This is a genomic window from Gemmiger qucibialis, from assembly GCF_027689445.1.
GTDB lineage: Bacteria > Bacillota > Clostridia > Oscillospirales > Ruminococcaceae > Gemmiger > Gemmiger qucibialis.
Map to the genome: position 1 here is coordinate 78,744 of NZ_JAQFEN010000008.1, position 26,601 is coordinate 105,344.

Below are 26,601 nucleotides of genomic sequence, written 5' to 3' on the forward strand. Positions count from 1 at the left end.
CGGAAGATGGTGGGGGCCATGGCGGCCTACATTAGTTTTTCGCAGATCGTGTATTTCATGGTTCGGCCCTTAACGCAAGATGTACATCAGCTTTTATCAATGCGGCATTTTTCCAACGCCTTGGTTACATCACCGTGAATCAGGGTGGAAAGCTGTTCCACCAGCTGGGCGGGGTCCTGACGCATATCGTTTTTGATCCAGTCCAGTGTCAGCCCCACAAAGGCGAACTTATAAAAGTTGGCGATAAACTCTTTATCCTCCGGGCGAACCGTCATACCGGCGGCGCGCTCCTCCACAACGCCCATCATCAGGTCATAGGTCAGGCGGTAGAGATAATTTTCCAGCTGTTCGCGGCTGATGGAACGGTAGACGCTGGTAAAAAACGCTTTGTCCTTCCGCAGGGCTTCCAGAATCTGCAAAAAGCCCTGCTGCCAGGTATCATAGGTTTTCTGCCCGGCCAGCGCGCGGGCAGCGTCCTCCTCGCAGCACCATTCCACAAGGTCGTAAATATCCTTAAAGTGGTAATAAAAGGTCATGCGGTTGACACCGCAATGGTCGGTCAAGTCGCTGACCGTGATTTTGTCCAGCGGTTTGTGGCGCAGCAGTTCCTTGAGCGAAGCTTCCAGTGCGCGCTTTGTCATCTGCGACATGGGTAGTCCCCTTTCCATGGGCGATATTGCTTGAACATCATAATATTTATTCTACCACAAGGATGTGAACTTTTCTTGGCAGGAATTTTAGGCAATACCGCATAATTCTAAGTGCCGATACGGCGAGCGAGGTGCGGCAGATGCCAAGCCAAAAGCGCAGATAATACTGGATGTCTTATCGAGCATTTTGGCAACGCAGATGCCGTGCCGCAGCTGCCGGAGCGGTGCTTAAGCCGCAAGGCGGGAATTGTGCGGTGTTGCCTTTATGCAAGTTCAAACATGCCGTTGTACAGCTGGTAGTATTCGCCCTTTTGGGCCAGCAGTTCATCATGGCTGCCGCGCTCCACAATGCCGCCGTGTTCCAGCACAATAATGGCGTTGGAATTGCGTACGGTGGAAAGCCGGTGGGCGATAACAAAGACGGTACGGCCCTCCATCAGGCGGTCCATACCTTTTTCAATCAGAGCTTCGGTGCGGGTATCGATGCTGGAGGTCGCTTCGTCCAAAATCAGCACCGGCGGGTCGGCCACAGCAGCGCGGGCAATGGCCAGCAGCTGGCGCTGGCCCTGGCTCAGGTTGGCACCATCGCCCGATACCTTGGTGTTGTACCCCTGGGGCAGACGCTCGATAAAGGAGTGCGCGTTGGCAATTTTTGCGGCGGCGATGATCTCTTCGTCGGTTGCATCCAGTTTGCCAAAGCGGATGTTATCCGCCACTGTGCCGGTGAACAGATGGGTGTCCTGCAGCACCACGCCAAGGCTGCGGCGCAGATCACTTTTGCGGATCTTGCGCACATCAATGCCGTCATAGGTGATGGTGCCGGAGGTGATATCATAAAAGCGATTGATGAGGTTGGTAATCGTGGTTTTGCCCGCGCCGGTGGAACCGACAAAGGCGATCTTCTGCCCCGGTTTGGCGTACAGCGTAACATCATGCAGGGTGGTCTGGCCCGGAATGTAACCAAAGCTGACATCCCGGAACCGTACATCCCCGCGCAGGGGAACGAGAGGGGCGGCGGGGTCGGCACTGTCGCGCCAGGCCCACAGGCCGGTGCGGCGGCCGCCGGCGCTGGGCACAAGGGTGCCGTCCGCAGACTTTTCCACACGAACGATCTCGACGGTACCCTCATCGGTTTCCGGCTGTTCGTCAAGCACATTGAAAATGCGCTCGGCACCGGCAAGGGCGGCCAGCAGAAAGTTGCCCTGCTGGGTGAATTGGTTGATGGGCAAAGCAGACTGGCGCACAAACACCAGATAGCTGGCCAGGCTGCCCAGGCTGGACTGGCCGTTCATAACCATCAGCCCGCCCAGCACGGCAATGACCGCATAGTTGATGTAGGAGATGGAAACAACGGCGGGGATCATGGTGGCGGAATACCCCTGGGCGCTGGTTCCGGCGCTTTGCAGGCGGGCGTTCAATGCCTGAAAACCTTCCAGGTTGGTCTGCTCATGGTTGAACACCTTGACCACCTTTTGCCCGGCGGCCATCTCCTCCACATAGCCTTCCAGATCGCCAAGAGCCTGCTGCTGGCGGGCGTAGAAGAAACGGCTGCGGTTGGTGCTGAACCGGATGTACCAGAACATGACGGCGTACCCCACCACGACCAGCAGCGAAAGCCGCCAGTTGAGCACAAACAGCAGAACCAGCGTGCCCACCACCTGGATAAAGCTCTGGATCAGCAGAGCAAAGCTGTTGTTCAGCGCGTCCGAGATGGTGTCCACATCGTTGGTGAACAGGCTCATCAGTTCGCCGTTGCGGCGGGAGTCAAAAAAGGAGAGGGGCAGCGTTTGCAGGTGGGCAAACAGGTCCCGGCGGATATCATGCAAGACCTTCTGCGCGGCGCGCACCATGGTCTGGGTGTAGCCCAGGGTAGAAAGCGCGCCCACCGCGTAGATGGCGGCGGTCAGGGCAACACCGCGGACAAGGCCGGGAATGCTGCCGGTTTCCAGAATACCGTTGACCACCGGCTTGATCATGTAGGTACCCAGCAGGTTGGCGAGTGCGCTGACAGCGGTAAGCACCCCAACCAGCCCCAGCATGAACTTGTGGCGGCCCAGGTAGTTCAAAAATACCCGGATGGTGTTGCCAAAATGCTGCGGCTTTTTACCGCTGAATGCCTTTGCCATCCGCGTCATCTCCTTTCATCTGGGATGCATAAATTTCCTGGTAGATGGTGTTATTCGCCAGCAGCTCCTTGTGGGTGCCCACGGCGTGAACTTTGCCATCATCCAGAATCACGATCATGTCGGCATCCATCACCGAGGTGATGCGCTGGGCAATGATAAGCTTGGTTACATCGGTCAGGGCGGCCAGCGCATGGCGGATCTTGCCCTCGGTGGCGGTATCCACGGCGCTGGTGGAATCGTCAAAAATCAGCACTTTGGGGTGCTTGAGCAGGGTTCGGGCAATGCAGAGCCGCTGCTTCTGCCCGCCGGAAACATTCACGCCGCCCTGGCCCATGTCGGTATCCAGGCCGTCCGGCATCCGCTCCAAAAATTCATCAGCGCAGGCGGCGCGGCAGGCGGCCCACAGGGTTTCGTCATCGGCGTTGGGATCACCCCAGCGCAGGTTGTCACGGATGGTGCCGGAGAACAGCAGGTTCTTCTGCAGCACAATGCCCACGGCATCCCGCAGGGCAGCAAGGGAATACCGGCGCACATCCTGCCCGCCGACCTTGACGGTGCCGGAGGTGGCATCGTACAGGCGGGGAATCAGCTGTACCAGCGTTGTTTTTGCCGCGCCGGTGCCGCCGATAATGCCCACCGTTGCCCCGGCGGGAATGTGCAGCGTAACGTGGGAAAGGGCATCCCTGGCCGCAGCGGCGCTGTATTTGAAGCTGACGTCCGCAAAATCAATGCTGCCGTCGGCAACGGCGGCAACGGGGTCAGCCGGGGTGGCCAGCGCGGGCTGCTCCTCCAGCACGGCACGGATGCGCCGGGCGCTGGTCAGGGAGCGGGTAAGCTGCAAAAACACGCCAGAGAACATCATGACCGAGTTGAGCACCTGCAGAACATAGCTCAAAAAGGCGGTCAGCTCGCCGACCGTCATCCGATCGGTCAGAATAAAATTGCCGCCGTACCACATGATGCAGACAATGGCCGTGTACATAACGGCCTGGAACGCGGGCAGGTTGAGCACGGCATACCGGAAGGTGTTGGTGCTGGCGGCGGCCAGCTCGTCATTGACGGTTTCAAACTGCTCATTCTCGTAATCGCCGCGCACAAACGCTTTGATGGCGCGGATGGCGGTTAAGGCTTCCTGTACGCGGCCGTTCAGATGGTCCACAGCAGTCTGCTGGCGGTCATACAGCGGGCCGACCTTGGTTACGATCCAGGCCAGAATAGCGGCCAGGATGGGTGTTGTAATAAGGAAAACGATGGTCAGCTTGGCATTGAGCAAGAACGCCATGCCCAGCCCCATGAACAGCATGACCGGGCTGCGCACCAAAGGCCGCAGGCCGGTGGCCACGGCGTTGAGCATGACCGTGACATCGGTGGTCATGCGGGTAACGAGGGACGGGGTGGAAAAATGGTCCAGGTTGGCAAAGTCGAACTGCTGCAGCTTGCGGTACTCAGCTTCGCGCAGAGCAGCGGCAAAGCCGTTGGCGGCGCGGGCGGCGAACCTGGCGTACAGCAGGCCGGTGATCAGGGCCAGCACAGCGCAGATGATCATCTTGCTGCCCTGCAGCATAATGACCTGCATATCATGGCTGGGCACGCCCTGGTCCACCAGGTCAGACATCAGCATCGGAATGACCATTTCAAAAATACATTCCACAAAAACCAGCCCGATGGCAAGGAATAAATCCCGCCGGTAGGGCTTTAAGTAAGAAAAAATGTGTTTGAGATCCTGCATGTGATTCCAGCTTTCTTGAACGGGCAGCGGCCCGGATGATGAAATACTACCCTTATAATTATAATTCGCGGTGCGGGGCAGGTCAATCAAGAGCAGGCGACAGGTTGGATACAGCGTATACTTGCGCAGAAACGCAAAACAGGGTATACTAATATAATACAGGGCAAGGCTGCGCAAAGCCCCCTGAAAGCTGAATTTACATTCCCGCCCATGCTGCAGCAGACCGGCGGCGCATGATGATAGAAAAGGAAAGTTGAGGCTGCATTTTTTATGAAAAAGGCATTGATCACCGGTGTTACCGGCCAGGATGGCTCTTATCTTTCAGAGTTTTTGATCGAGAAGGGCTATGATGTACATGGCATCATCCGTCGTTCTTCCGTTGACTACCGTGAACGCATTGCCCATCTGGAGGGCAACCCGCATTTCCACCTGCATTACGGCGATATGGGCGATTCGATGAGCCTGGTTGCTGTGATCGGCTCGGTGCGCCCGGACGAAATTTATAACCTGGCGGCCCAGAGCCATGTGCAGGTCAGCTTTGATGTTCCGGAGTTCACGGCCGATGTGGACGCTACCGGCGTGCTGCGCGTGCTGGAAGCCGTGCGCCTGTGCGGGCTGGCGGATACCTGCCGGGTGTACCAGGCTTCGACCTCGGAGCTGTACGGCAAGGTGGAGGAAGTGCCCCAGAACGAAAAAACGCCGTTCCATCCGTACAGCCCCTATGCGGTGGCCAAACAGTACGGTTTCTGGATCACCAAGGAGTACCGTGAAGCATATAACATGTTCTGCTGCTCCGGCATTCTGTTCAACCATGAATCCGAGCGCCGCGGCGAAACTTTTGTGACCCGCAAGATCACGCTGGCCGCCGCCCGCATCAAGCAGGGCAAGCAGGACAAGCTCTACCTGGGCAACCTGTCCAGCCTGCGCGACTGGGGCTATGCCAAGGACTATGTGGAGTGCATGTGGCTGATTTTGCAGAACGATAAGCCGGATGATTTTGTCATCGCCACCGGCGTGCAGCATTCCGTGCGGGAATTCTGCCAGCTGGCGTTCCACTATGTCGGTATTGAGCTGGAATTTGTTGGCGAGGGCATGAACGAAAAGGGCGTTGATAAGGCGACCGGCAAGGTGCTGATTGAGGTAAGCCCGGATTTCTACCGCCCCACCGATGTGGTCAACCTGTGGGGTGACCCCACCAAGGCACGCCAGGAACTGGGTTGGAACCCCACCAAGACCAGCTTTGAGGAACTGGTCAAGATCATGGTGGAGCATGACATGGAAAAAGTAGCTGTAGAGCGCGCAGAGGAAAACATCCGCTGCAACCTGGAAGAATACCTGGAAAAAGGCGTTGTAAAATAAGAAAGAAGGCCATTTGTTATGATGGAAAAGAACGCTAAGATCTATGTGGCAGGCCACCGCGGTATGGTAGGTTCCGCCATTGTGCGGGAACTGGAACGCCAGGGATATATCAATATCATTACCCGGACCCATAAAGAGCTGGACCTGTGCCGCCAAGATGCCGTGGAAGAATTTTTTGCCGCCGAAAAGCCGGAATATGTCTTTTTGGCCGCAGCCAAGGTGGGCGGCATTGTTGCCAACCAGAACGCTTTGGCGGACTTTATGTATGACAACATGACGCTGGAAATGAACGTGATTCATTCCGCATGGAAAAACGGCTGCAAAAAGCTGGAATTTTTGGGCTCCTCCTGCATTTACCCGCGCATGGCACCGCAGCCCATGAAGGAAAACTGCCTGCTGACCAGCGAGCTGGAAAAAACCAACGAAGCTTATGCTCTGGCTAAAATCAGCGGCCTGAAATACTGCGAGTTCCTGAACCGCCAGTATGGCACCGACTACATCAGCGTGATGCCCACCAACCTGTACGGCCCCAACGATAACTACCATCCCACCCACAGCCATGTGGTGCCCGCGCTGATCCGCCGCTTCCATGAAGCAAAGGTCAACGGGGTGACCAGCGTGACCTGCTGGGGCGATGGCAGCCCGCTGCGCGAGTTTTTGTATGTGGACGATCTGGCAAACCTCTGCGTATTTTTGATGAACAACTACTCCGGCAACGAAACGGTGAACGCAGGCACCGGCAAGGAGCTGACCATCAAGGAACTGACCGAGCTGGTAGCCAAGGTTGTGGGCTATACCGGTGAGATTAAGTGGGATCCCACCAAACCCAACGGAACACCGCGCAAGCTGCTGGATGTTTCCAAGGCAGCGGGCCTGGGCTGGACCTACAAGACCGAGCTGGAGGACGGCCTGCGCCTTGCCTATGAGGACTTTTTGAATAACCCCATGCGTGCTGAGCGCTGAGAAAGGCGAAACCATTATGAATATTGTGCTGCTTTCCGGCGGGTCCGGCAAGCGCCTGTGGCCGCTATCCAACGATATCCGTTCCAAGCAGTTCATTAAAATTTTCAAGTGCCCGGACGGAAGCTATGAATCCATGGTGCAGCGGGTGTACCGCCAGATCAAACAGGTAGACAAAGGGGCGACTGTGACCATTGCCACCAGCAAGACCCAGGTTTCCGCCATCCACAACCAGCTGGGGGAGGAAGTGGGCATTTCGGTGGAACCGTGCCGCCGCGATACCTTCCCCGCCATTGCGCTGGCAACGGCTTATCTGGCCGATGTGCAGGGCGTGGACCCGGAGGAGCCGGTGGTGGTCTGCCCGGTGGACCCCTATGTGGAGGATGACTACTTTGAGGCACTGAAAGCCTTGAGTGAGCAGGCTGCCAAAAGCGAAGCCAACCTGGTGCTGATGGGCATTGAGCCGACCTACCCCAGCGAAAAATACGGCTATATTATCCCCAAAAACAGCAGCGCCGTGAGCGATGTTGCAACCTTTAAGGAAAAGCCGGACGCCGAAACGGCAAAGGCTTACATCGCCCAGGGGGCGCTGTGGAACGGCGGCGTGTTTGCCTACAAGCTGCGCTATGTGCTGGATAAGGCCCATGAGCTGATCGACTTTACCGATTATAAGGACCTGTTTGATAAATATGCCGAGCTGAACAAAATCAGCTTTGACTATGCTGTGGTGGAAAAGGAACCCAAGATCCAGGTTATGCGGTTTGCAGGCCAGTGGAAGGACCTTGGCACCTGGAACACCCTGACCGAAGCGATGGGCGAGCCCAGCGTGGGCAAGGCCATGATGAACGATACCTGCACCAACGTGCATGTGGTGAACGAGCTGAACGTGCCGGTGCTGGCCATGGGCTTGCATGATGTGGTGATCTCTGCCAGCCCGGAGGGAATTCTGGTATCGGATAAAGAGCAGTCCAGCTACATCAAGCCCTATGTGGATAAGATCGACCAGCAGATCATGTTTGCCGAAAAATCCTGGGGCAGCTTCCGCGTACTGGATGTGGAGGACGAAAGCCTGACCATCAAGGTGACGCTGAACCCCGGCCACAGCATGAATTACCACAGCCACATGAACCGTGATGAGGTGTGGGTGGTGATTTCCGGCACAGGCCGCACCGTGGTGGACGGCGTGGAGCGCCCCGTGCATGTGGGCGATGTGGTGCAGATGCAGGCTGGCTGCCGCCATACCGTTCTGGCAGACAGCGAACTGCAGCTGATTGAAGTACAGCTGGGCAAAGAAATCAGCGTGCATGACAAACAGAAGTTCCCGCTGGAACAGGAAACAACAAGATAACACGAAGATACAGCAGAGCACCGTGAGCTGATGCCGATAAGGCAGCTTACGGTGCTTTTGTGATGCTTCCTGTACCGCCAAAGAGACAAAATATCCGGCGGAGACGGTTTGTGAGATATTTCATATCATATACGGCAAAATCTGAGTAAAGGCAATACCGCATAATTCTAAGTGCCGATACGGCGAGCGAGGTGCGGCAGATGCTAAGCCAAAAGCGCAGATAATACTGGATGCTGCAAAGGTGAGCGCCGCCAGTGGCGGAAACAGCGAACCGAAGCAGGGGCAGCGATCGCAGAGTGCGAGGGGCTTTTGCCCCCGAAGCACGATGCGGGTACCGCAACCCGACATTATCGAGCATTTTGGCAACGCAGATGCCGTGCCGCAGCCGCCGGAGCGGTGCTTAAGCCGCTAGGCGGGAATTGTGCGGTGTTGCCTAAAATCAAAACAAACAGGCCCGAACCTGCCTGCACCATTGCGGTGCCGGGGTTCGGGCCTGTTTGCTTGCTTGTAACTACACATTCCATGCGGCAGAGCAGCCAGGGAACGCTACATGCCGCAAAAAGCTGAATTAGTGGATGAAGAGGCTCAGGATGCAGATGATGACGGAACCGAAAATGGGAACCAGGATGGAACCGATGGTCCAGGTCTTCAAGCTGGTCTTGATATCCATGCCGCTGAAGCTGGTAACCACGTGGAAGTAGCTATCGTTCAGGAAGGACGGGCACATGGAGGTCAGGCAGACTGCCAGGCCAGCCAGGTAGGGGTTGATGCCCAGGGTAGCCAGCATGGGGGCGATGATGGCAGAACCGGTGATCATAGCGGTGGTGCCGGAGCCCTGCGGGAAGCGCATGATGGTGCCGATGAGCAGGGGAACCAGGATGCCGGGGATGCCGATTGCCACGATGCCGTTGGCCATCATGCCGGCAGCGCCGGTAGCCTTAACGACTGCGCCCAGGGCACCGCCGCCGGCGGTGATCATAACGATGGGGCCTGCATCGCGCAGAGCGTCGTTCATCATGCCAACAACAGTCTTGTTATCCAGATCCTTGGCCAGCAGGAATGCGCCCAGGCACAGGGAGATGAACAGAGCGATAACGGGGTTGCCGAGGAAGGTGATGATTTCGCCAACGAGGGTGGCCTTGAAAGCGGTCTGGCTGACGAGGGTGTTAGCAAGGATCAGGAAGACGGGGAGCAGCAGGATGGTGAAGGACAGGCCGGCGCTGGGCAGCTTTTCGGTGCTGAGCAGCTCGGTGAAGTCTTCGTTTTCCAGCTCTTTGCCGGCCTTGATCTTGGCGTCGATCTTATCCAGAACCTTCAGCTGAGCTTCGGTGTACTTGCTGCGGTCGATCTCGTAAGGAACGATGAACTGCGGGTACTTGTTGCCGAACCAGCGGAACAGGAACACGGAGAAGATGAACAGGGGGATGGAGAACAGCAGACCGGCGATGATGAACATGCCAAGGTCAATGTTGATGCCTTCGTTCTGGAAGGTGCTGACAACAGCCAGAGGGCCGGGGGTGGGGGGAACCATGAAGTGGGTGATATACAGGCCCATGCCCAGGATGCCACCCAGACCGACCATGGATTTCTTGGTCAGACGGGAGAACTCTTTTGCCAGGGAGGACAGGATGACGAAGCCAGAGTCACAGAAGACCGGGATGGAAACAACAAAGCCGGTCAGGCCCAGAACAACGTCTGCGCGCTTAACGCCGACAAGCTTCAGAATGGTGATAGCCATACGCTTGGCAGCGCCGCTTTTTTCCAAAAAGATACCCATGATGCAGCCGAAGCCGATGACGATACCAATGCTTGTCATGGTACCGCCAAAGCCGCCGGTCACGGTGCTGATGGCAACGCTTAACAGGTTGCCGCCTTCATTGCCGGTGCCAACCAGCAGGTAGTTGCCGGAAAGAACAGCGATCAGGATAGCAGAAATAATCAGGGATGGGAACGCGTGCATTCTAGTGCAGATAACCAGAACCATCATGACGACAACGCCGATCAACATGGCTATGACTGGATTCATAAAAACATCTCCTTGCTTTTAACGTTTAGGCAACACCGCACAATTCCCGTCTTGCGGCTTAAGCACCGCTCCGGCAGCTGCGGCACGGCATCTGCGTTGCCAAAATGCTCGATAATACATCCAGTATTATCTGCGCTTTTGGCTTGGCATCTGCCGCACCTCGCTCGCCGTATCGGCACTTAGAATGATGCGGTCTTGCCTTTACTTTTTTCATGGGTGCATCGGGTGCACCTTCAACAGACTCTCCGGAAGGAACGGAATGTGTAGAAGAGTTACAAAAGAAGAATCAGATCACAGGGCCGAGGCAATGGATATCAATGGCGCTGAAATACTGGATGGCTTCGTTCTTGGTCATTTCGCCGCTCAGTACGCGCAGCAGCTTGGCAAAGGCTTCCTCGCCAACCTGTTCAATGGTCTTATCGCCGGTAATGATCAGACCGGCGTTCAGGTCCATATCATTTTCCATGCGCTGGTAGGTATTGGGGTTGCCGCAGATCTTGATGACCGGCATGCTGGGGAAGCCCTGCGGGGCACCGCGGCCGGTAGAGAACATCATGAACTGGGCGCCCGTGGCAGCCATGCCGGTCAAAATCTCAGGCTCACGGCCCGGCGTATCCTTGATCCACAGGCCTTTCTGGTCGGTAACATGCTGCGGGTATTCCAGCACGCCCTGGATGGGGCGGGTGCCGCTTTTGACGATGGCGCCAAGGCTCTTTTCCTCAATGCTGGAAAGACCACCGGCGATGTTGCCCGGTGTGGGCTGGCCCTTGCGCATATCGCAGCCAATGCTCTTGGCGCGGTTTTCCATGTTGGTTACGATCTCATAGATCTTATCGGCCACTTCTTTGTTTACGGCACGGCGGGCCAGCAGGTGCTCACCGCCCAGGAACTCGGTCGTTTCGCCAAAGATAACGGTAGCGCCCAGATCGACCAGCTTGTCGGCTACATAGCCGATAACACAGTTGGAAGCCATGCCGCTGGTGGTATCGGAAGCACCGCACTTGATGGCCATAACGATCTTGGAAACATCCACCGGCTGGCGCTGCAGGCCGGAAATTTCAATGACAAGCTTGCGGGCAATATCGGTGCCCAGCTGGATCGCCTTGCTGACGCCGCCCAGCTCCTGAATGTGGATGATCTCCACATGCTTGCCGGTAGCGCTCAGCTCTTTGTACATGCGCTCGTGGTCGGTGCCTTCACAGCCAAGGCTCACGATCAGGATAGCGCCAACATTGGGGCTCATGCCCAGGCTGATCAGCGTATCGGTCACGCGCTCCAGATCAGGGGGCATCTGGCAGCAGCCCTGATGGTGCAGATATGTAATGGTACCCTGTACCTGGTGGCAGATGGCGTTGGCAACATCGTTGGCACAGGTAACGCTGGGGATGACGGCAACATAGTTGCGCGCGCCAACTTTGCCGTCCGGGCGCACATAACCCATAAATTCCATAGCAGTTTACCCTCCTTACTTGCCTTCCTTGGCCCAGTCACCGCGGCCGCGCATGCTGTCCAGGTTGTGGACATGCACGTACTCGCCTTTTTTGATGTCCTTGGTGGCAATGCCGATCTCTTCGCCGTATTTGTTGATCAATTCGCCCTTTTTGATGTCCCGCACAGCAATTTTGTGGCCATAGGGAACATCGCCAATCACGGTAACGGTTTCAGCGTTGCCTTTTTTGTCGCGGATCTCAACTTCGGTACCATCGGTAATGCCATTGGCAAAAATGGTGGCGACGTTATCTTTATCGTTGACTTTCAGTGCCAGCTTTATTTCCATTACGCTCACTCTCCTTTTGCGTTTTTTCTATTGGTTCCGGTTTTGCCGGTTATTCCTTAACAGCAAGCACGCTGACGCCATCGGGGATGACAACAACGCTTGCATCGCGGCCCTTCATCTGGTAGGCAATCTCCAAGGCTTCATCCGGGGTGGAAGCGGGGATCATGTTGGCCTTGCGCACTTCCTCCGGCTTGAGGTAGGTGGTGACGAGGATGACGGGGTGCTTTTTCAGGATGCGGGCATAAATCTGCGGGCACCACTGTTCGGGAATGGTCTCCTTGGGCGGGATCTTGGAAAGGTAACCGTCGATCTCGTCCACGGTGCCCATCGTGATGAGCTTTTCAAAGTGGGTGCCGCCCATGCCGTCGGCACAGCTGCAGCACATGATGATGACACCATCCTCACCCGCACAGGCTTCCGCCGTGGCAACGGCCTTGGGGCTCTGGTACAGGTTCTGGTCCAGCGGGTAGCCGCCGTTGCTGGTGACCACGATATCGCCGGTAATGCTGGGGCACTGGCTCCATTTGCGGATAAAGGCAACGCCTTCGGCGTGGGCCTTTTCTAGGTCGCCTGCCCAGGCGGCGATGATTTTTTTCTGGCCGTCCAGCGCTACATTGAAGATGAACTGGACATTGACCATCTTGGCAGCAGCCAGCATATCCTCATGGATGGGGTTGTGCTCCAGCACGCCGGTGTTGGCATACGGGCTGGAAATGGCCTTGTAGCTGTGGTTTTCGTTGACGGTCTCCTGGGAGCAGATGCCAGGCAGGATGCTCTTGCGGCCGCCGGAGAAGCCGGCGAAGAAGTGTGGCTCAATAAAGCCCTCAGTCACCAGCAGGTCACATTCAGCGGCCAGCTTGTTGACGTTGAAGTCCGCACCGGAGGGCAGCACGCCCATGTGGATGAACTGATCCGGGTCAAATGCGTTGTTGATGGCGATTTTCTCATGATCCACAATGGCATCGCCAAACATGCGGCGCTGCTCTTCCTCGGTGGTGGGGCGGTGCAGGCCGGTGGCAATCAGGATGGTGATATCGGCGTCCGGGTTGCCCTGGCGGATCTCATCCAGCAGGATGGGCAGGGTGATCTTGCTGGGGACGGCGCGGGTGTGGTCACTGGTGACCAGCACAACTTTCTGTTTACCCTTGGCCAGGTCACGCAGGCGCGGGGAGGCAATGGGATGCTCCAATGCCTCATGAACCAGTTCTACTTCCGTTTTGCCGGCCTTGTATTCGTGCATTTTTGCGGTGACAACAGCTTTCAGGTTGGCTTCGTCAACATGCAGGTCCAAGGTGGAAGTATAGTAAGGAATCGAGATGGTTTTCATACAAATGCCTCCTTGGTTGTGGGTGCTCTATGTTTCGAATCACAAATATTGATTGTATACATCATACGTTTAATACTATGATAATAGCTTTGAGATTGGATAAAGTCAATAGTTTAAACCAAAATAGTAAAAAAAAACATGCAAATTTGTACAATGCAACAGGAAAACGATTCACAGAATGTTCAAAAACACAATAAAACAATTCCTATATGTGACATTGCAGGAAAAAGCAAATGCAATAAACATACTTGGTAAGTGTGTTTATTGCGCTGGGGGCAGTATAACACGGAATAGTGGGGCTGTCAATAAAAAATTAACAATTCAGGGAGAATGTGTTAAAAAATAGCGGTGAAAGGAGCAAAATGGGCAAAAAATCAGGCGCAGACCCGGATGTGGCATCGGGGGTGCGCCTGATAGGAAAGTTACGTGGAATAATTTATTATATGCTGTTGATGGTGAAACAATCGGTAGGGCGCGGTCACCCGACCGCGCCGGAGCGGTGCTTAAGCCGCAAGGCGGGAATTGTGCGGTGTTGCCTTAGGTCATCTAGCACAAAGTCCCGGAATGGTCGAGACCATTCCCTACAGGTTGGTTTATAATGTGTGACGGACATAAAACATGCATCCCACCCGTAGGGGCGCACAATGTGCGCACGTTACCTTGCGGAGGATGATGGGGTGAATTAGAGGGCAAGGCCCGTCCGGGACGATGCGAGCATCGTCCCCTACAAATGATTTGCAGAGTTTATCACTATCGGCAAGGTCTCTCCACGGTACGATGGAAACATCACGCCCGGACCAGAGCGACCGAGACATCGTTGACGTTGGTGCCGGTGGGGCCGGTGATGATCAGGCCATTGCATTTTTGCAGGGCATGGTAGGCATCGTTATCAGCCAGCGTGGCAAAGATATCGCAGCCCTGGGCTTTCAGCGCGGCCTGGGTGGTGCTGTCCACAAAGCCGCCTGCGGCATCGGTGGGGCCGTCGGTGCCATCAGAGCCAACGGAGAACACCGCGCAGCCATCCAGCCCGGCGATACCGGGAGCAGCGGCAAGGGCGAGCTCCTGATTGCGGCCGCCTTTACCGTGGCCGGTCAGATGCACCACTGTTTCGCCACCTGCAATCAGGGCAATACGGCGGCCCGCGGTGCGCTGGTAGCGCACCATGTTGGCCAGGAACACACCGGCTTCCCGGGCTTCGCAGCTCAGGCAGTCGGTCAAAATCAGCGGCTCATAGCCAAGGGTGCGGGCGGTGGCAGCGGCGGCGGCACACAGCTGGCGCACACTGCCGGTAATCTGGGTTTCTACGTTGTCCAGCGCTTTGGGCGTTTCCTGCTCCAGCAGGGTCAGCATCTGATCCGTCATGGGCAGGTGGTATTTCTGCACGATCTCCTTGGCCTGCGCACAGGTAGAACTATCCGGGTAAGCGGGGCCGGAGGCAATCATATCCAGCGGATCGCCAAGAATATCCGAAAGCACGATGGAAACCACATGGGCCGGGGCACACAGCTGGGCAAAACGGCCGCCTTTTACGCCGGAAAAGCGCTTGCGGAGGGTGTTGATCTCTACAATATCCGCTCCGCAGACCAGCAGGTTGTGGGTGAGTTCTTCCAGATCCGCGGCGGGGATGAGCGGCTTTTCAAACAAAGCGGAACCGCCGCCGGAAAGCAGGAACAGCACGGTGTCCTGTGCGGTCAGCCCGCTGACGAGGTCCAGCGCCTGCTGGGTGGCGGTAAAGCTGTTCTCGTCCGGGATGGGGTGCCCGGCTTCCCGGATGGTAAAGTTGGCAATGGGGCCTTTGCTGTGGTCGTACTTGGTAATGACAATGCCGGTATCAATACGGGAACCCAGAATGCGGCTGGCGGCGTTGGCCATCTGCCAGGCACCCTTGCCGGCGGCAACCAGCACAACGCGCCCGGAACCAAAATCGCGTCCTTCCAGCGCTTTGCGGACGGCCTCGTCCGGCTGGGCGGCGGTGATGGCGGCCTGAATGATGGCATCAGCATCTTGGCGGAGTTTAGACATAGGGATCACACTCTTTTCTGTTTTGTTTGTTGGTTCTTTAATTTCTGTTATAACATGTAAATCAATCATTCAGCAATCGGCAGAACGTACAGAATTGGCGGCAAAATTTTGGCGGCACGGGGATGCCCGCACCGCCAAAAAAACAGAATTTTGAGGTTTTACAGGTCGCGGCCCAGCTTGATGCCAGTCAGGTGCTCGTAATACTGGGCAATGGCGCTGTGGTCTGCCTGGCCCTTGCCATTGCTGTGCAGCCACTGCAAAATTTCCTGCACTTCGGCGGTCATCGGCACCGGGGCACCCACGGTGTGGGCGCAGTCCAGGGCGTTGTTCAGGTCCTTGATGTGCAGGTCAACCTTGAAGCCGGGCTTATCATTGCCCTCAATCATCATGGGGGCTTTGGCGTTCATGACGGTGGAACCAGCCAGGCCGCCCTTGATGGCCTGGAACACCAGGTCGGGATCCACACCGGCTTTCTGGGCCAGGGTCAGGGCTTCGGCCACAGCCTGGATGTTGGCCGCCACGATGATCTGGTTGGCCAGCTTGGTGGTGTTGCCTGCGCCGATGCCGCCGCACCGCACAGCGGAAGAACCCATGGCCAGCAGGACCGGCTTGAAGGTGTTGAAGACCTCTTCTTCGCCGCCGACCATGAAGGAAAGGGTGCCGTCAATCGCCTTGGGCTCGCCGCCGGAAACGGGGGCGTCCAGCATCTGGATGCCGCGGGCGGCAAGCTCGGCGGCGATCTCCTTGCTGGCGATGGGGTTCAGGGAGGTCATATCAATAAAGGTGGAGCCGGGCTGCATGTGGGCGGCAACGCCGTTTGCACCCAGCATGACCTGTTTGACCTGCGGGGCGTTGGGCAGCATGGTCAGCACAAGATCACAGGTGGAGCCGATGGTGGGCTGGTCGGCTACTTTGGCGCCGCAGGCTTCCAGCTCAGCTGCGGCGGCGGGGGAGTGGCTGTCCACCGTAACGTCATAGCCGGCTTTGAGCAGGTTTTTGGCCATGGGGCGGCCCATGATGCCAAGACCGATAAAACCAATTTTCATACGATCACACGACCCTTTCTTTGTAAGGTGTATCTGAAAACAAAGAAATAGACTAAATTTTCGACTTTTCAGATACACCCCAGGAAAACATGGGATACCCTGCCGGGACAAAAGCGGCGGGCAAGATAAAAACAATTTTATTATAGTAATAGATTATACAAATTGCAAGAAGAACTTTTGTGAAACACATAAAAATATAGGTAAAAAGTCAGAAAAATAAGGGAGACTGCGTTGCACAAGGGCAAAACGTGTGATAGAATAATAGAAATATCTCCGGTTAATACGGATGCGCTGCGGGGGCCAACCCGCACAAGGGAAAGTGAAGGAAAGAGCTATGGAACGCCGCCCAATCAAAACGATCCGCAATCAGGTGTATCAGATCCTGAAGGATGATATCTGCGAAGGAAGATTTGCTCCCGGCCAGTGGCTGCAGGAAAACGAGCTGGCAGAGCGCCTGTGCGTGAGCCGCAGCCCCATCCGGGAAGCACTGCGCCAGCTGGCTTCGGACGGGCTGGTGGTGGAGATCCCCAACAAGGGTGTGTTTGTAAAAGAGTTTACCGCGCGGGACATTGAGGAAATTTTTGACCTGCGCGTTCTGCTGGAAGATTACGCCATCAGCAAGCTGCAGCACCACCTGACCACGGCGGATATGCAGCAGCTGATCGACTGCCTGAACGAGATGGAGCGGCTGCACGCCCAAAAAAACCTGCGTGCCTACACGGATATGGATTCTAAGCTGCACGGGCTGCTGATTGAACTGTGCGGCAACAGCCTTTTGGAATCCATGTATGCAAGGATCCATTCGCTGAACCAGCAGTTCCGTATTTATTCGCTGACAAGTACCCAGCGCTTTAATGAATCGATGGAAGAGCACCGCGATATTGTGCACTGCCTGCTGACCAACAATGCGGACGAGGCAAGGGCCATCAACAAGCGCCATTTGCAGCTGGCGAAAGATAAAATTATCCAGCATTTTTCTGAGCAGGAAGCCCTGAAACAGGCAGCGGATGCACAGCCCAAAACAACCGCCGAAGCGGACAAAAAAGCAAAATAACAAAATAACAAAATAAAATGTGCCCCCGGCAGCTTTGCATTGCTGCAGGGGGCACTGCTGTTATGGAAGATAAAATCAGGAACTGAGCTGTTCTTTGTGGTATTGCAGGGTGTACAGCTGATAGTACCGCCCATGACGGGCCAGCAGCTCCTGGTGGCTGCCCTGCTCCAGAATTTTGCCGTGGGACAGCACGATGATGTTGTCCGCGTGCTGGATGGTGGAAAGGCGGTGGGCAACGATCAGCATGGTGCCGACGGTGCGCATTTTTTCCAGAGAATCCTGAATCAAAAGCTCGGTTTCGGTATCAATGTTGGCGGTTGCTTCGTCCAGAATCATCACGCTGGGCTTGTGGATGATCGTGCGGGCAAAGCTGAGCAGCTGGCGCTGACCGGCGGAGAAGTTGTTGCCGCGCTCGCGCACTTCCTCATCCAGGCCGTGGTCCAGCTTGTTGATGAAGTGGTCAGCGTTGACATAGCGGCAGACCTGCATGATCTCTTCGTCCGAGATGTTATCCTCCCGCAGGACAATGTTGCTGCGGATGGTGCCGGAAAAGAGGAAAACATCCTGCAGCATTTGTCCAAAATGGCGGCGGAGGGAAGAAATTTTGATTTTGCGGATGTCGATGCCGTCAATCAGAATTTCGCCCTTCTGGAACTCGTAATTGCGGCAGATGAGGGACAGGATGGTGCTTTTGCCGGAGCCGGTGGAACCGACAAAAGCCACGGTTTCCCGCGGGGAAACATGGAACGAAACGCCCTGCAGCACCCATTCGCCGGGAATATAGCTGAACCAGACATCGCGGAACTCAATTTCGCCTTTTACATCGGTCAGCTCAATGGCGTCGGGGACATCCACCAGCTTGGGCTGAATGTCCATAATAGAAAAGACTTTTTCCGACGAGGCCAGCGCGGATTGCAGCCAGTTGAACTGCTCGGCCAGGTTCTGGATGGGGGTAAAGAACTTGGAAATGTACATGTAGAAGGTGACGATGGTGCCGCCGGTGATGGTCTGCCCCAGGAAAGAAACATTGTTCAGGTGGCCCATGCCGCCCAGGTAGAACAGGCACAAAATAGAGCTGATGTACAGCATGTAGACCAGCGGGCGGAATACGCCGAACACAAAAATCTGTTCCTGCGTGACCTTGGAAAGGGTCTGGCTTTTTTGGTAGAACTCCGCCATCTTTTCGTCCTCGCGGCCAAAAATCTGGGTGACCTTGATACCGGAAAGGTTCTCCGAAAGATAGGTGTTGATGTCAGTGGTGGCATCCTTGACCTTACGGTAGGCCCGGCGGGAAAACTTGCGGAAGATGACAGTGAAGATGACGATGAAGGGAACAAAGCAGAGCACCATCAGGGTCAGTGCATAGTTCAGGCAGAGCATGGCCACCAGAATGCCCAAAATGACGAACGCATTTTTAGTCAGGTTCACCAAAAGGTTGGTGAACATCATGGAAATGGCGTTGGTATCGTTGGTAACGCGGGTAACAAGCTTGCCAACCGGGATCTCGTTGAGCTGCTCGTGGGAGAGGGACTCAATGTGGGTGAACAGATCCTCGCGCAGATCGGAGATGATGCGCTGGCCGACCCGCTGCAGAATGACCGCCTGAAAATAGGTGCTTGCCATCGAGAACACCAGAATCCCCGCATAGACCGCGACCGAAGCGAACAGGCGGCTGAGGGCAAAATCGGCGGCGACAAGTTCTTCGATCGCACCGACGATTAGGGGAGAGATAATGTCGTAAGCGATGGAGAAGAGCATCAGGAAGAGAACCAGAAGAAACTTGGCCCAGTACGGTTTGGCATAGGCGAACAGGCGGCGCAGAATCTCGCCGTCTGCCATGGTGCGCTCAAAACCCATGGCGGTCTTTTTATCTTTGACCGAAGCGTAAGCAAAAATCAGCAGCGCCGTAACGGCACCGATGACGCCGCCAACCAGCAAAAGCGGGTTTATATTAAGCATTGTCATCACCTCCGGCTTCATCTTCCAGCCGCTGCAGGTCCACCATGCGGCGGTACTTGGGGCAGCTGGTGTACAGCTCATTGTGGGGGCCGACGGCCTCAATCTTGCCATCATCCAGGAAGATGATCTTGTCCAGCCGCTCCACCGTGGAAATGCGGTGGGCAATCAGCAGGGTGGTCTTGTTGGCGCGGCTGGATTTCAGGTTGTCCAGAATGATTTTTTCGGTGCGGGTGTCCACAGCGGAAACAGAGTCATCCAGAATCAGGATGGGGGCGTCTTTCAGCAGGGCGCGTGCAATGGAGATGCGCTGCTTCTGGCCGCCGGAAACGGTCACGCCGCGCTCACCCAGAACGGTTTCGTAACCATCCTTAAAGTCCACGATGTTGTCCCGCACATCGGCCAGGCTGGCGGCGTGGTCGATCATTTCGGGGGAGGCATCGTCCACACCAAAGCCGATGTTGTGGGCGATGGTATCCGAGAAGAGGAAGTTGTCCTGTGGAACATAGGCGCAGGCAGCGCGCACAGAATGGATGGACAGGGTGTTCACGTCCTTGCCGTCCACGAACAGGGTGCCGTCCGGCACGTTGTAGGTGCGCAGCAGCAGGTCCACCAGCGCCGTTTTGCCCGCGCCGGTCTTGCCCACAATGCCCACGCTTTCGCCGGGGTAGATGGTGAAGGAGATATCCTGCAGCACATCGTATTCGCCGTCCGGGTAGCGGAAGGTCAGGTGGCGGAATTCCACACTGCCCTGCGGGTTCTGCAGCTCCTGCACGCCGGGGCGGTCGGCCACATCAATGGGGGCGTTCAGCAGCTCGGTGATGCGGTTCAGGGAAGCCTTGCCGCGGGAGGTCTTTTCGATCAGCATGGAAATTGCCATGATGGGCCAGACGATGGCCTCAAAATAGCCGATGTACTCTACCAGCTGGCCCGCGTTGAACCGGCCCTGGTAGACCAGATAACCGCCATACCCCAGGATGACACAGATGACGGATTCGACAAACAGGGTCACGAGCACTTCCAGCAGGGTGGCAATTTTGGTGTAGATGACGTTGATCTCCTCGTTCTGTTTGTTCAGCTTGCGGAACGCCATGAGCTCTTTCAGCTCTTTGACAAACGCCTTGATAACGGCAATGCCGGAGAAATTCTCCTGTGCAAAGTCTGAAAGATCGGAGAATGCCTGTTGGCGTTCTTCCCAGCGCTTGGTCATGGCGGTGCCCATGACGGTGCCGATGCCGAACATGATGAGGGCAGGGATCAAAGCCAGCAGGGTGAGCTTATAATCCATGCGCCACATTTTGTACAGGGCCATCAGGCCGAGAACCAAAGCGTCAAAGAACATCAGGATACCATCACCAAAACATTCCTGGATGGTATCAATATCATTGGTGTAAAGGCTCATCAGGTTGCCGACCTTGTTAACCTGGTAATACTGCTGCGAAAGCTGGCGGCTGTGGTCAAACATCCGCTCGCGCAGGTTGGCAGCAACCCGCACAGCGGAGCCGAAAAAGCAGATACGCCACAAAAAGCGCCCAATGACCATGAGCACCACGATCCAGATCATGGGCAGGCAGATGTGCTGCAGCAAAACCTCTTTGGTAAAGGGCAGGGGCTGGCCGTTTACGACCACCTGCCCCAGGTTGACCCCGTTGATGACCAGACGGTAAAACTGGGGGATCAACAGCTGGATATAGTCAACCATTAAAAGGGCCAGCAGCCCAAGCAGCAGCACGGGCGCATTTTTGAGGTAATAACGGTTGATGTACTTGCCGAAAATCACGGCATTTCCTCCTTTTCCTTGCAGGAATACAGCCGGGCAGCCCGGTCGGCGGCAAAAGTGCCGTATCTTTCAGTATATAGGACGGGAACGGTTGAGTCAACGCAAAACGCGAAAAAGTGGGGAATACAGCCGAACAGGGGGGAAGCGTCTTTTATTATGAAGCATAGCCCCTACGGTCTCGATAGGAAATAGGTTGTTTCTGGATACACAAATGTTTCTTCTTTATATAAGGCAACACCGCACAATTCCCGCCTTGCGGCTTAAGCACCGCTCCGGCAGCTGCGGCACGGCATCTGCGTTGCCAAAATGCTCGATAATGTCGGGTTGCGGTACCCGCATCGTGCTTCGGGGGCAAAAGCCCCTCGCCCTCTGCGACCGCTGCCCCTGCTTCGGTTCGCTGTTTCCGCCACTGGCGGCGCTCACCTTTGCAGCATCCAGTATTATCTGCGCTTTTGGCTTGGCATCTGCCGCACCTCGCTCGCCGTATCGGCACTTAGAATTGCGCGGTATTGCCATAAGGATACAAAATGAACTGCTTTTACACATAGATTTCGTTGTTGCGGGCGGGCAGCTTTTGCACCACGGCTTTGTGGGCGGCGGTTTCACGCCAGGCGGCGGGACTTAAACCCGTTTCCCGCTTAAACACGCGGCACAGGTAGTTGGCACCGGAAAAACCGCACAGCCCGGCGATCATTTCCAGGCTGTACTCCCGCTCGGCCAGCAGCAGTTTGGCAGCTTCAATGCGCACGCTGGTCAAAAAGCGGCCCGGCGGCATGCCCATCTCGGAAGAAAAGACCCGCACAAGGTGGCACTTGCTGACCCCAAGCTGGGCGCTGAGCTCTTCCACGCCGTACAGGGCCATGTAGTTATCGCGGATGGCTTCCACCGCGCGGGCTACCAACGGCGAAAGACGGCGGGATTCCTCGTCCCCGTGGACAAGGGCGCACAGCAGGGTGTAGGGGGCGGCGGCGCTGGCGGCATCGTCGGCATTCCCGGCACCGCACACGCGGGCCAGCAGCTCCGCTGCACTGGGGCAGGAAGCCCCATCCGCAAAGCGCGGCTGCGGCAGCCCGGCCAAAAACTGCTGCACGGCCAGCCCGGTCAGCCGCACGCACAGCAGATGGCAGGGGGTAACGGGCCGCAGCGTGAAGGTGCCAAAGCCCAGCAAAAAATCGCCGGAGGAGCCCGCCGCGCTCTGGCTGCCGGGGCATTCCAGCACGCACTGCCCGCTGGAAAGTACCCCTGCCCAAAGGCCCTCGCCGGAAAGGGTAAGCGGCGCTTCGCCCTGCAGTTCCTGCACTGCGGCGCAGGCGCAGCAGGTGGTTGGATCAAATATCAATTTCTGACCTCCAATATCAATAAAGTGCTATATCTTTTTCAATCGTACCCTGCTATTATAGATTTGTCAAGAAAAATACGTGCTGAGCGTATCAATAAAATCATAAAAACCAATTTGGAGGTAATGACCCATGGCCAGCATTAGTTGCCGTCATATTTACAAAATCTATCCGGGCAATGTTACTGCCGTTAAGGATTTCAACCTGGAAATCGCTGATAAGGAATTTATCGTTTTCGTCGGTCCTTCCGGCTGCGGTAAGTCCACCACCCTGCGTATGATCGCAGGTCTGGAAGAAATCTCCAAGGGCGAAATGTACATCGGTGACCGCCTGATCAACGATGTTCCCCCGAAAGACCGCGACATCGCCATGGTGTTCCAGAACTACGCTCTGTACCCGCACATGACCGTGTACAAGAACATGGCATTCGGCCTGGAACTGCGCAAGATGCCCAAGGACGACATCGACAAGCGCGTTCGTGAAGCTGCTAAGATCCTGGAAATCGAGCACCTGCTTGACCGTAAGCCGAAGGCTCTGTCCGGTGGTCAGCGCCAGCGTGTTGCTCTGGGCCGCGCAATGGTTCGTAACCCGGCCGTCTTCCTGCTTGACGAGCCTCTGTCCAACTTGGATGCTAAGCTGCGTACCAGCATGCGTACCGAGATCATCAAGCTGCACAAGAAGCTGGCTACCACCTTCATCTATGTTACCCATGACCAGACCGAAGCTATGACCATGGGCGACCGCATCGTTGTTATGCGTGATGGCGTCATCCAGCAGGTCGATACTCCGCAGAACCTGTACGATTACCCCTGCAACATCTTCGTTGCCGGCTTCATCGGCAGCCCCCAGATGAACTTCCTGGACGGCACCCTGCAGAAGAATGGCGATACCTATGTCGTCGATCTGGACGGCACCGTGATCCCCCTGCCGCAGGAAAAGACCGCCGATGGCAAACTGGCCGCTTACGTTGGCAAGAGCCTGAAGGTTGGTATCCGTCCTGAGGATATGAAGGATGACGAAGAGTTCCTGGAGAAGCATCCTTCCAGCCATATCGATACTGAGGTTGAAGTTTCCGAGCTGATGGGCGCTGAGATCTATCTGTACCTGACCTACAAGGGCCAGAACCTGATGGCTCGCGTTGCCCCGACCTCCAAGTCCCGCCGCGGCGACAAGGTCACCATGGCTATGGATACGCATAAGATCCACCTGTTCGATCCTGAGACCGAGCTGACCCTGCTGAACTAATCAACAGTAATTTGAACTTTTTAGGCGGCTCCGCTCTTGTGCGGAGCCGCCTTTTGTTAAAGCAAAAGCGCAAACAATTGCGCAAGCGCTGCACAGAGGCAGTGCAGCGGGTGTAAGAGCAAATGGGCAGGGGAAAGCCCTGCCGAGGGGTGTGCCTGAAAACAAAGAGAATGGCGGTTGTGTTTGTAAAAACAGGCTGTATTTTCGGCTTTTCGGGCTCGCCCCAGAATAGGATGTTTGAAGCAAAGGGGGACAGCCGACCAATGCAGATCACAGATCTACTGGTGCCGGAACGCGTTGCACTGAATATGCAGGTGGCGGATAAGGCCATGGCCATCCACGCAATGGTGGGCATGCTGGACCGCACCGGATGCCTGCGGGATGCAGTCGAATACGAAAAAAATGTGCTGGAACGGGAAGCCCAGGGCACGACCGGCGTTGGCGGCGGGGTGGCCATTCCCCACGGCAAAAGCAACGCGGTGCTGGTGCCCGCGCTGGCGGCAGTAACGCTGCGGGAGGCGATCGACTACCAGGCACTGGATGGTGCCCCGGTACGGCTGCTGTTTTTGATCGCAGCTCCGGATGGTGCAAATGACCTGCATATCCAGGTGTTGGCGCGGCTGGCTCAGCTGCTGATGGAACCGCTGTTCTGTGAGGAATTGAAGCAAGCAGCAACCCCGGAAGAATTTCTGGCGGTGATCGCTAAGCGGGAACAGGGCGAGACCGCCCGCGAGGCCCGCGCTGAGGCAGTGGCCGAAGCTGCGCTGACCGAACCGCGGCTTGCCCCCCGCGTGCTGGCTGTAACGGCATGCCCCACCGGCATTGCCCACACCTATATGGCGGCCGAAGCGCTGGAAGCCGAAGCGGCAGAAATGCATATTGCCATCAAGGTGGAAACCAACGGTGCAGACGGGGTGAAAAACCACCTGACCGAACAGGAAATTGAAAACGCAGAGTGCATCATTGTGGCGGCGGATAAAGCCGTGGAGACCACCCGCTTTGCGGGCAAACCGGTGCTTCGCGTGCCCGTTTCCCAGGCCTTGAAAGACCCGGAAATGCTGCTGCACCGCGCGCTGTCCGGCACAGCTCCACTGGAACCGGAGGATGAAAGTGTGCCGGGCATGGGGGGCAACCGTAAAGCAGGCAGCGCAAAAGATGGTGCTGCCGCCCCGCAGGAATTTGGGCGCAAGCTTTACACCGACCTGATGAACGGCGTTTCCCACATGATTCCCTTTATCACCGGTGGCGGTATATTGATTGCGTTAAGCTACTTTTTGGACCGCGGTAATGCGGGCGCAGAAATGTTCGGGCGGGGAACGTCCCTTGCCATGCTGGTGCGCACGATTGGTAATACCTCATTTAATCTGATGTACGTTGTGCTGGCCGGGTTCATTGCCATGTCGGTGGGGGATCTGCCCGCATTGGTGGCCGGTATGGCGGGCGGTATGCTGGCCATCCAGGGAACCTCGCTGGCACCGCAGGCGGAATGGGTGTCCTCCGGCTTTTGGGGCGCTATGATTGCGGGCTTTGCGGCAGGCCTTGTGGTAAAACTGCTGCGGACGGCATTCAAGCGGCTGCCATCGGCATTGGTGCATATCAAAACAGTACTGCTATATCCGGTGGCCAGCCTGGCCGTGGTCGGCTTTATGATGGTATTCCTCGTCAATGCGCCGCTTGGACGGTTTAATACCTGGATATACCAGCTGTTGGCCAGTATGCAGGGCGGCAGCCGCGTGGTGATGGCCGCGGTGCTGGGGGCTTTGATGGCCGTTGACTTTGGCGGGCCGATCAATAAAGCGGCGTATCTGTTTGGCACGGTTGCCCTGGCCGGCGGCCAGGAAGAATTTATGGCTGCCGTTATGGCGGGCGGCATGGTGCCGCCGCTGGGCGTTGCTCTGGCGGGAACCCTGTTCCCGGAGCGTTTTACCACCAAAGAACGCCACACCGCGATGACGGATTACCTGATGGGGGCCTGCTTTATCACCGAGGGGGTCGTCCCCTTTGTGCTGCGGGATCCGCTGCATGTCATTCCCTCCTGCATGGCGGGTGCATCCCTGGCGGCGGCGCTGTCCATGCTGTTCGGTTGTGCCGTACCGGCCCCGCACGGCGGCATGTTCTTGCTGCCGCTGAACCCGCATCCGTTCCGGTATCTGCTTGCCTTACTGATGGGCAGCCTGTTGACGGCGGTGACCCTTGCGGTTTTACGCAGAAAATACCCGCCTAAGGATGAGGAACAGCCAACAAATTGACCTGATGATTTAGAAAAAGGCTTTTGGGCGCTGCTCAAGCAATACACGACAGCCGATAGGCAAATAAAAATTTGCACAAAAGCCTGACTGATATGCCCCCTATATAGCCTTCAGTGTTTTATTTCACTGTTCGCTATATAGGGGGCATATCATTCTACTATATTATATCCTCAAAAGATTTAAGGCAACACCGCACAATTCTAAGTGCCGATACGGCGAGCGAGGTGCGGCAGATGCCAAGCCAAAAGCGCAGATAATACTGGATGCTGCAAAGGTGAGCGCCGCCAGTGGCGGAAACAGCGAACCGAAGCAAGGGCAGCGGTCGCAGAGTGCGAGGGGCTTTTGCCCCCGAAGCACGATGCGGGTACCGCAACCCGACATTATCGAGTATTTTGGCAACGCAGATGCCGTGCCGCAGCTGCCGGAGCGGTGCTTAAGCCGCAAGGCGGGAATTATGCGGTATTGCCTTAGAAAAAGGCTTTTGGGCGCTGCTCAAGCAATACACGACAGCCGACAGGCAAATAAAAATTTGCACAAAAGCCTGACTGATATGCCCCCTATATAGCCTTCAGTGTTTTATTTCACTGTTCGCTATATAGGGGGCATATCA

The 26,601-nt window shown here is 56.2% G+C and carries 18 protein-coding genes; 6 read left to right on the forward strand and 12 right to left on the reverse strand.

Features of this window, described 5'->3' with window-relative positions; genetic code table 11:
• Positions 1 to 86: 86 nt before the first annotated feature.
• From PG062_RS11770 to PG062_RS11780, 3 genes are all read right to left on the reverse strand, one after another.
• Positions 87 to 650: a TetR/AcrR family transcriptional regulator gene (locus PG062_RS11770; RefSeq protein WP_114001259.1), complete on the reverse strand. Its 564-nt coding sequence runs from the start codon at positions 648 to 650 to the stop codon at positions 87 to 89.
• A 263-nt stretch (positions 651 to 913) separates the two neighbouring features.
• Positions 914 to 2,776 (reverse strand): ABC transporter ATP-binding protein, encoded by a 1,863-nt coding sequence (locus PG062_RS11775; RefSeq protein ID WP_270752432.1) that lies wholly within the window; start codon positions 2,774 to 2,776, stop codon positions 914 to 916.
• Positions 2,754 to 4,505, reverse strand: a complete 1,752-nt coding sequence (locus tag PG062_RS11780) for an ABC transporter ATP-binding protein (protein WP_270752433.1) — start codon at positions 4,503 to 4,505, stop codon at positions 2,754 to 2,756. Before PG062_RS11780 ends, PG062_RS11775 begins: the two co-directional genes overlap by 23 nt.
• Positions 4,506 to 4,775: 270 nt before the next feature.
• Here PG062_RS11780 and gmd point away from each other — a divergent pair, with 270 nt between their 5' ends.
• From gmd to PG062_RS11795, 3 genes are read left to right on the forward strand one after another with little or no spacing between them, the layout of a single operon-like run.
• Positions 4,776 to 5,864: a GDP-mannose 4,6-dehydratase gene (gmd, locus tag PG062_RS11785; RefSeq protein WP_114001016.1), complete on the forward strand. Its 1,089-nt coding sequence runs from the start codon at positions 4,776 to 4,778 to the stop codon at positions 5,862 to 5,864.
• A gap of 18 nt (positions 5,865 to 5,882) precedes the next feature.
• Entirely contained in the window at positions 5,883 to 6,827 is a 945-nt protein-coding gene (locus tag PG062_RS11790) for a GDP-L-fucose synthase family protein (RefSeq protein WP_270752434.1), read from the forward strand.
• Between the two features lie 16 nt (positions 6,828 to 6,843).
• Positions 6,844 to 8,172, forward strand: coding sequence for a sugar phosphate nucleotidyltransferase (locus PG062_RS11795; RefSeq protein ID WP_270752435.1), 1,329 nt, complete (start codon positions 6,844 to 6,846; stop codon positions 8,170 to 8,172).
• 568 nt (positions 8,173 to 8,740) lie between these two features.
• On the opposite strand, the gene PG062_RS11800 is transcribed toward PG062_RS11795, so the two are convergent.
• From PG062_RS11800 to garR, 6 genes are all read right to left on the reverse strand, one after another.
• Positions 8,741 to 10,198 carry a GntP family permease gene (locus PG062_RS11800; protein WP_270752436.1) on the reverse strand — a complete coding sequence of 486 codons (1,458 nt, stop codon included), beginning with the start codon at positions 10,196 to 10,198 and terminating at the stop codon, positions 8,741 to 8,743.
• A gap of 286 nt (positions 10,199 to 10,484) precedes the next feature.
• Positions 10,485 to 11,648 carry a UxaA family hydrolase gene (locus PG062_RS11805; RefSeq protein WP_114001171.1) on the reverse strand — a complete coding sequence of 388 codons (1,164 nt, stop codon included), beginning with the start codon at positions 11,646 to 11,648 and terminating at the stop codon, positions 10,485 to 10,487.
• 15 nt (positions 11,649 to 11,663) lie between these two features.
• Positions 11,664 to 11,975, reverse strand: a complete 312-nt coding sequence (locus PG062_RS11810) for a UxaA family hydrolase (protein ID WP_114001172.1) — start codon at positions 11,973 to 11,975, stop codon at positions 11,664 to 11,666.
• A 49-nt stretch (positions 11,976 to 12,024) separates the two neighbouring features.
• A complete protein-coding gene (gene larA / locus PG062_RS11815) occupies positions 12,025 to 13,302 on the reverse strand; it encodes a nickel-dependent lactate racemase (protein WP_270752437.1) in 1,278 nt (425 codons plus the stop codon).
• 786 nt (positions 13,303 to 14,088) lie between these two features.
• Positions 14,089 to 15,324, reverse strand: coding sequence for a glycerate kinase type-2 family protein (locus PG062_RS11820; protein ID WP_270752438.1), 1,236 nt, complete (start codon positions 15,322 to 15,324; stop codon positions 14,089 to 14,091).
• 158 nt (positions 15,325 to 15,482) lie between these two features.
• Positions 15,483 to 16,370 (reverse strand): 2-hydroxy-3-oxopropionate reductase, encoded by an 888-nt coding sequence (gene garR / locus PG062_RS11825; protein ID WP_270752439.1) that lies wholly within the window; start codon positions 16,368 to 16,370, stop codon positions 15,483 to 15,485.
• 334 nt (positions 16,371 to 16,704) lie between these two features.
• Here garR and PG062_RS11830 point away from each other — a divergent pair, with 334 nt between their 5' ends.
• Entirely contained in the window at positions 16,705 to 17,424 is a 720-nt protein-coding gene (locus PG062_RS11830; protein WP_158538881.1) for a GntR family transcriptional regulator, read from the forward strand.
• A 75-nt stretch (positions 17,425 to 17,499) separates the two neighbouring features.
• Here PG062_RS11830 and PG062_RS11835 read toward each other — a convergent pair whose 3' ends face one another.
• The 3 genes from PG062_RS11835 to PG062_RS11845 form a co-directional block, all read right to left on the reverse strand.
• On the reverse strand, positions 17,500 to 19,383 hold the full coding sequence (locus PG062_RS11835; RefSeq protein WP_270752440.1) for an ABC transporter ATP-binding protein: 1,884 nt from the start codon (positions 19,381 to 19,383) through the stop codon (positions 17,500 to 17,502).
• Positions 19,376 to 21,160 (reverse strand): ABC transporter ATP-binding protein, encoded by a 1,785-nt coding sequence (locus PG062_RS11840; RefSeq protein ID WP_270752441.1) that lies wholly within the window; start codon positions 21,158 to 21,160, stop codon positions 19,376 to 19,378. The genes PG062_RS11835 and PG062_RS11840 overlap by 8 nt, the downstream gene beginning before the upstream one ends.
• 538 nt (positions 21,161 to 21,698) lie before the next feature.
• Positions 21,699 to 22,499: a helix-turn-helix domain-containing protein gene (locus PG062_RS11845; protein WP_270752442.1), complete on the reverse strand. Its 801-nt coding sequence runs from the start codon at positions 22,497 to 22,499 to the stop codon at positions 21,699 to 21,701.
• A 130-nt stretch (positions 22,500 to 22,629) separates the two neighbouring features.
• Between PG062_RS11845 and PG062_RS11850 the strand changes: the two genes are divergently transcribed.
• A complete protein-coding gene (locus tag PG062_RS11850; RefSeq protein ID WP_114000454.1) occupies positions 22,630 to 23,742 on the forward strand; it encodes an ABC transporter ATP-binding protein in 1,113 nt (370 codons plus the stop codon).
• Positions 23,743 to 24,005: 263 nt separating this feature from the next.
• Positions 24,006 to 25,991 (forward strand): PTS fructose transporter subunit IIABC, encoded by a 1,986-nt coding sequence (locus tag PG062_RS11855; RefSeq protein WP_270752443.1) that lies wholly within the window; start codon positions 24,006 to 24,008, stop codon positions 25,989 to 25,991.
• Positions 25,992 to 26,601: the final 610 nt, after the last annotated feature.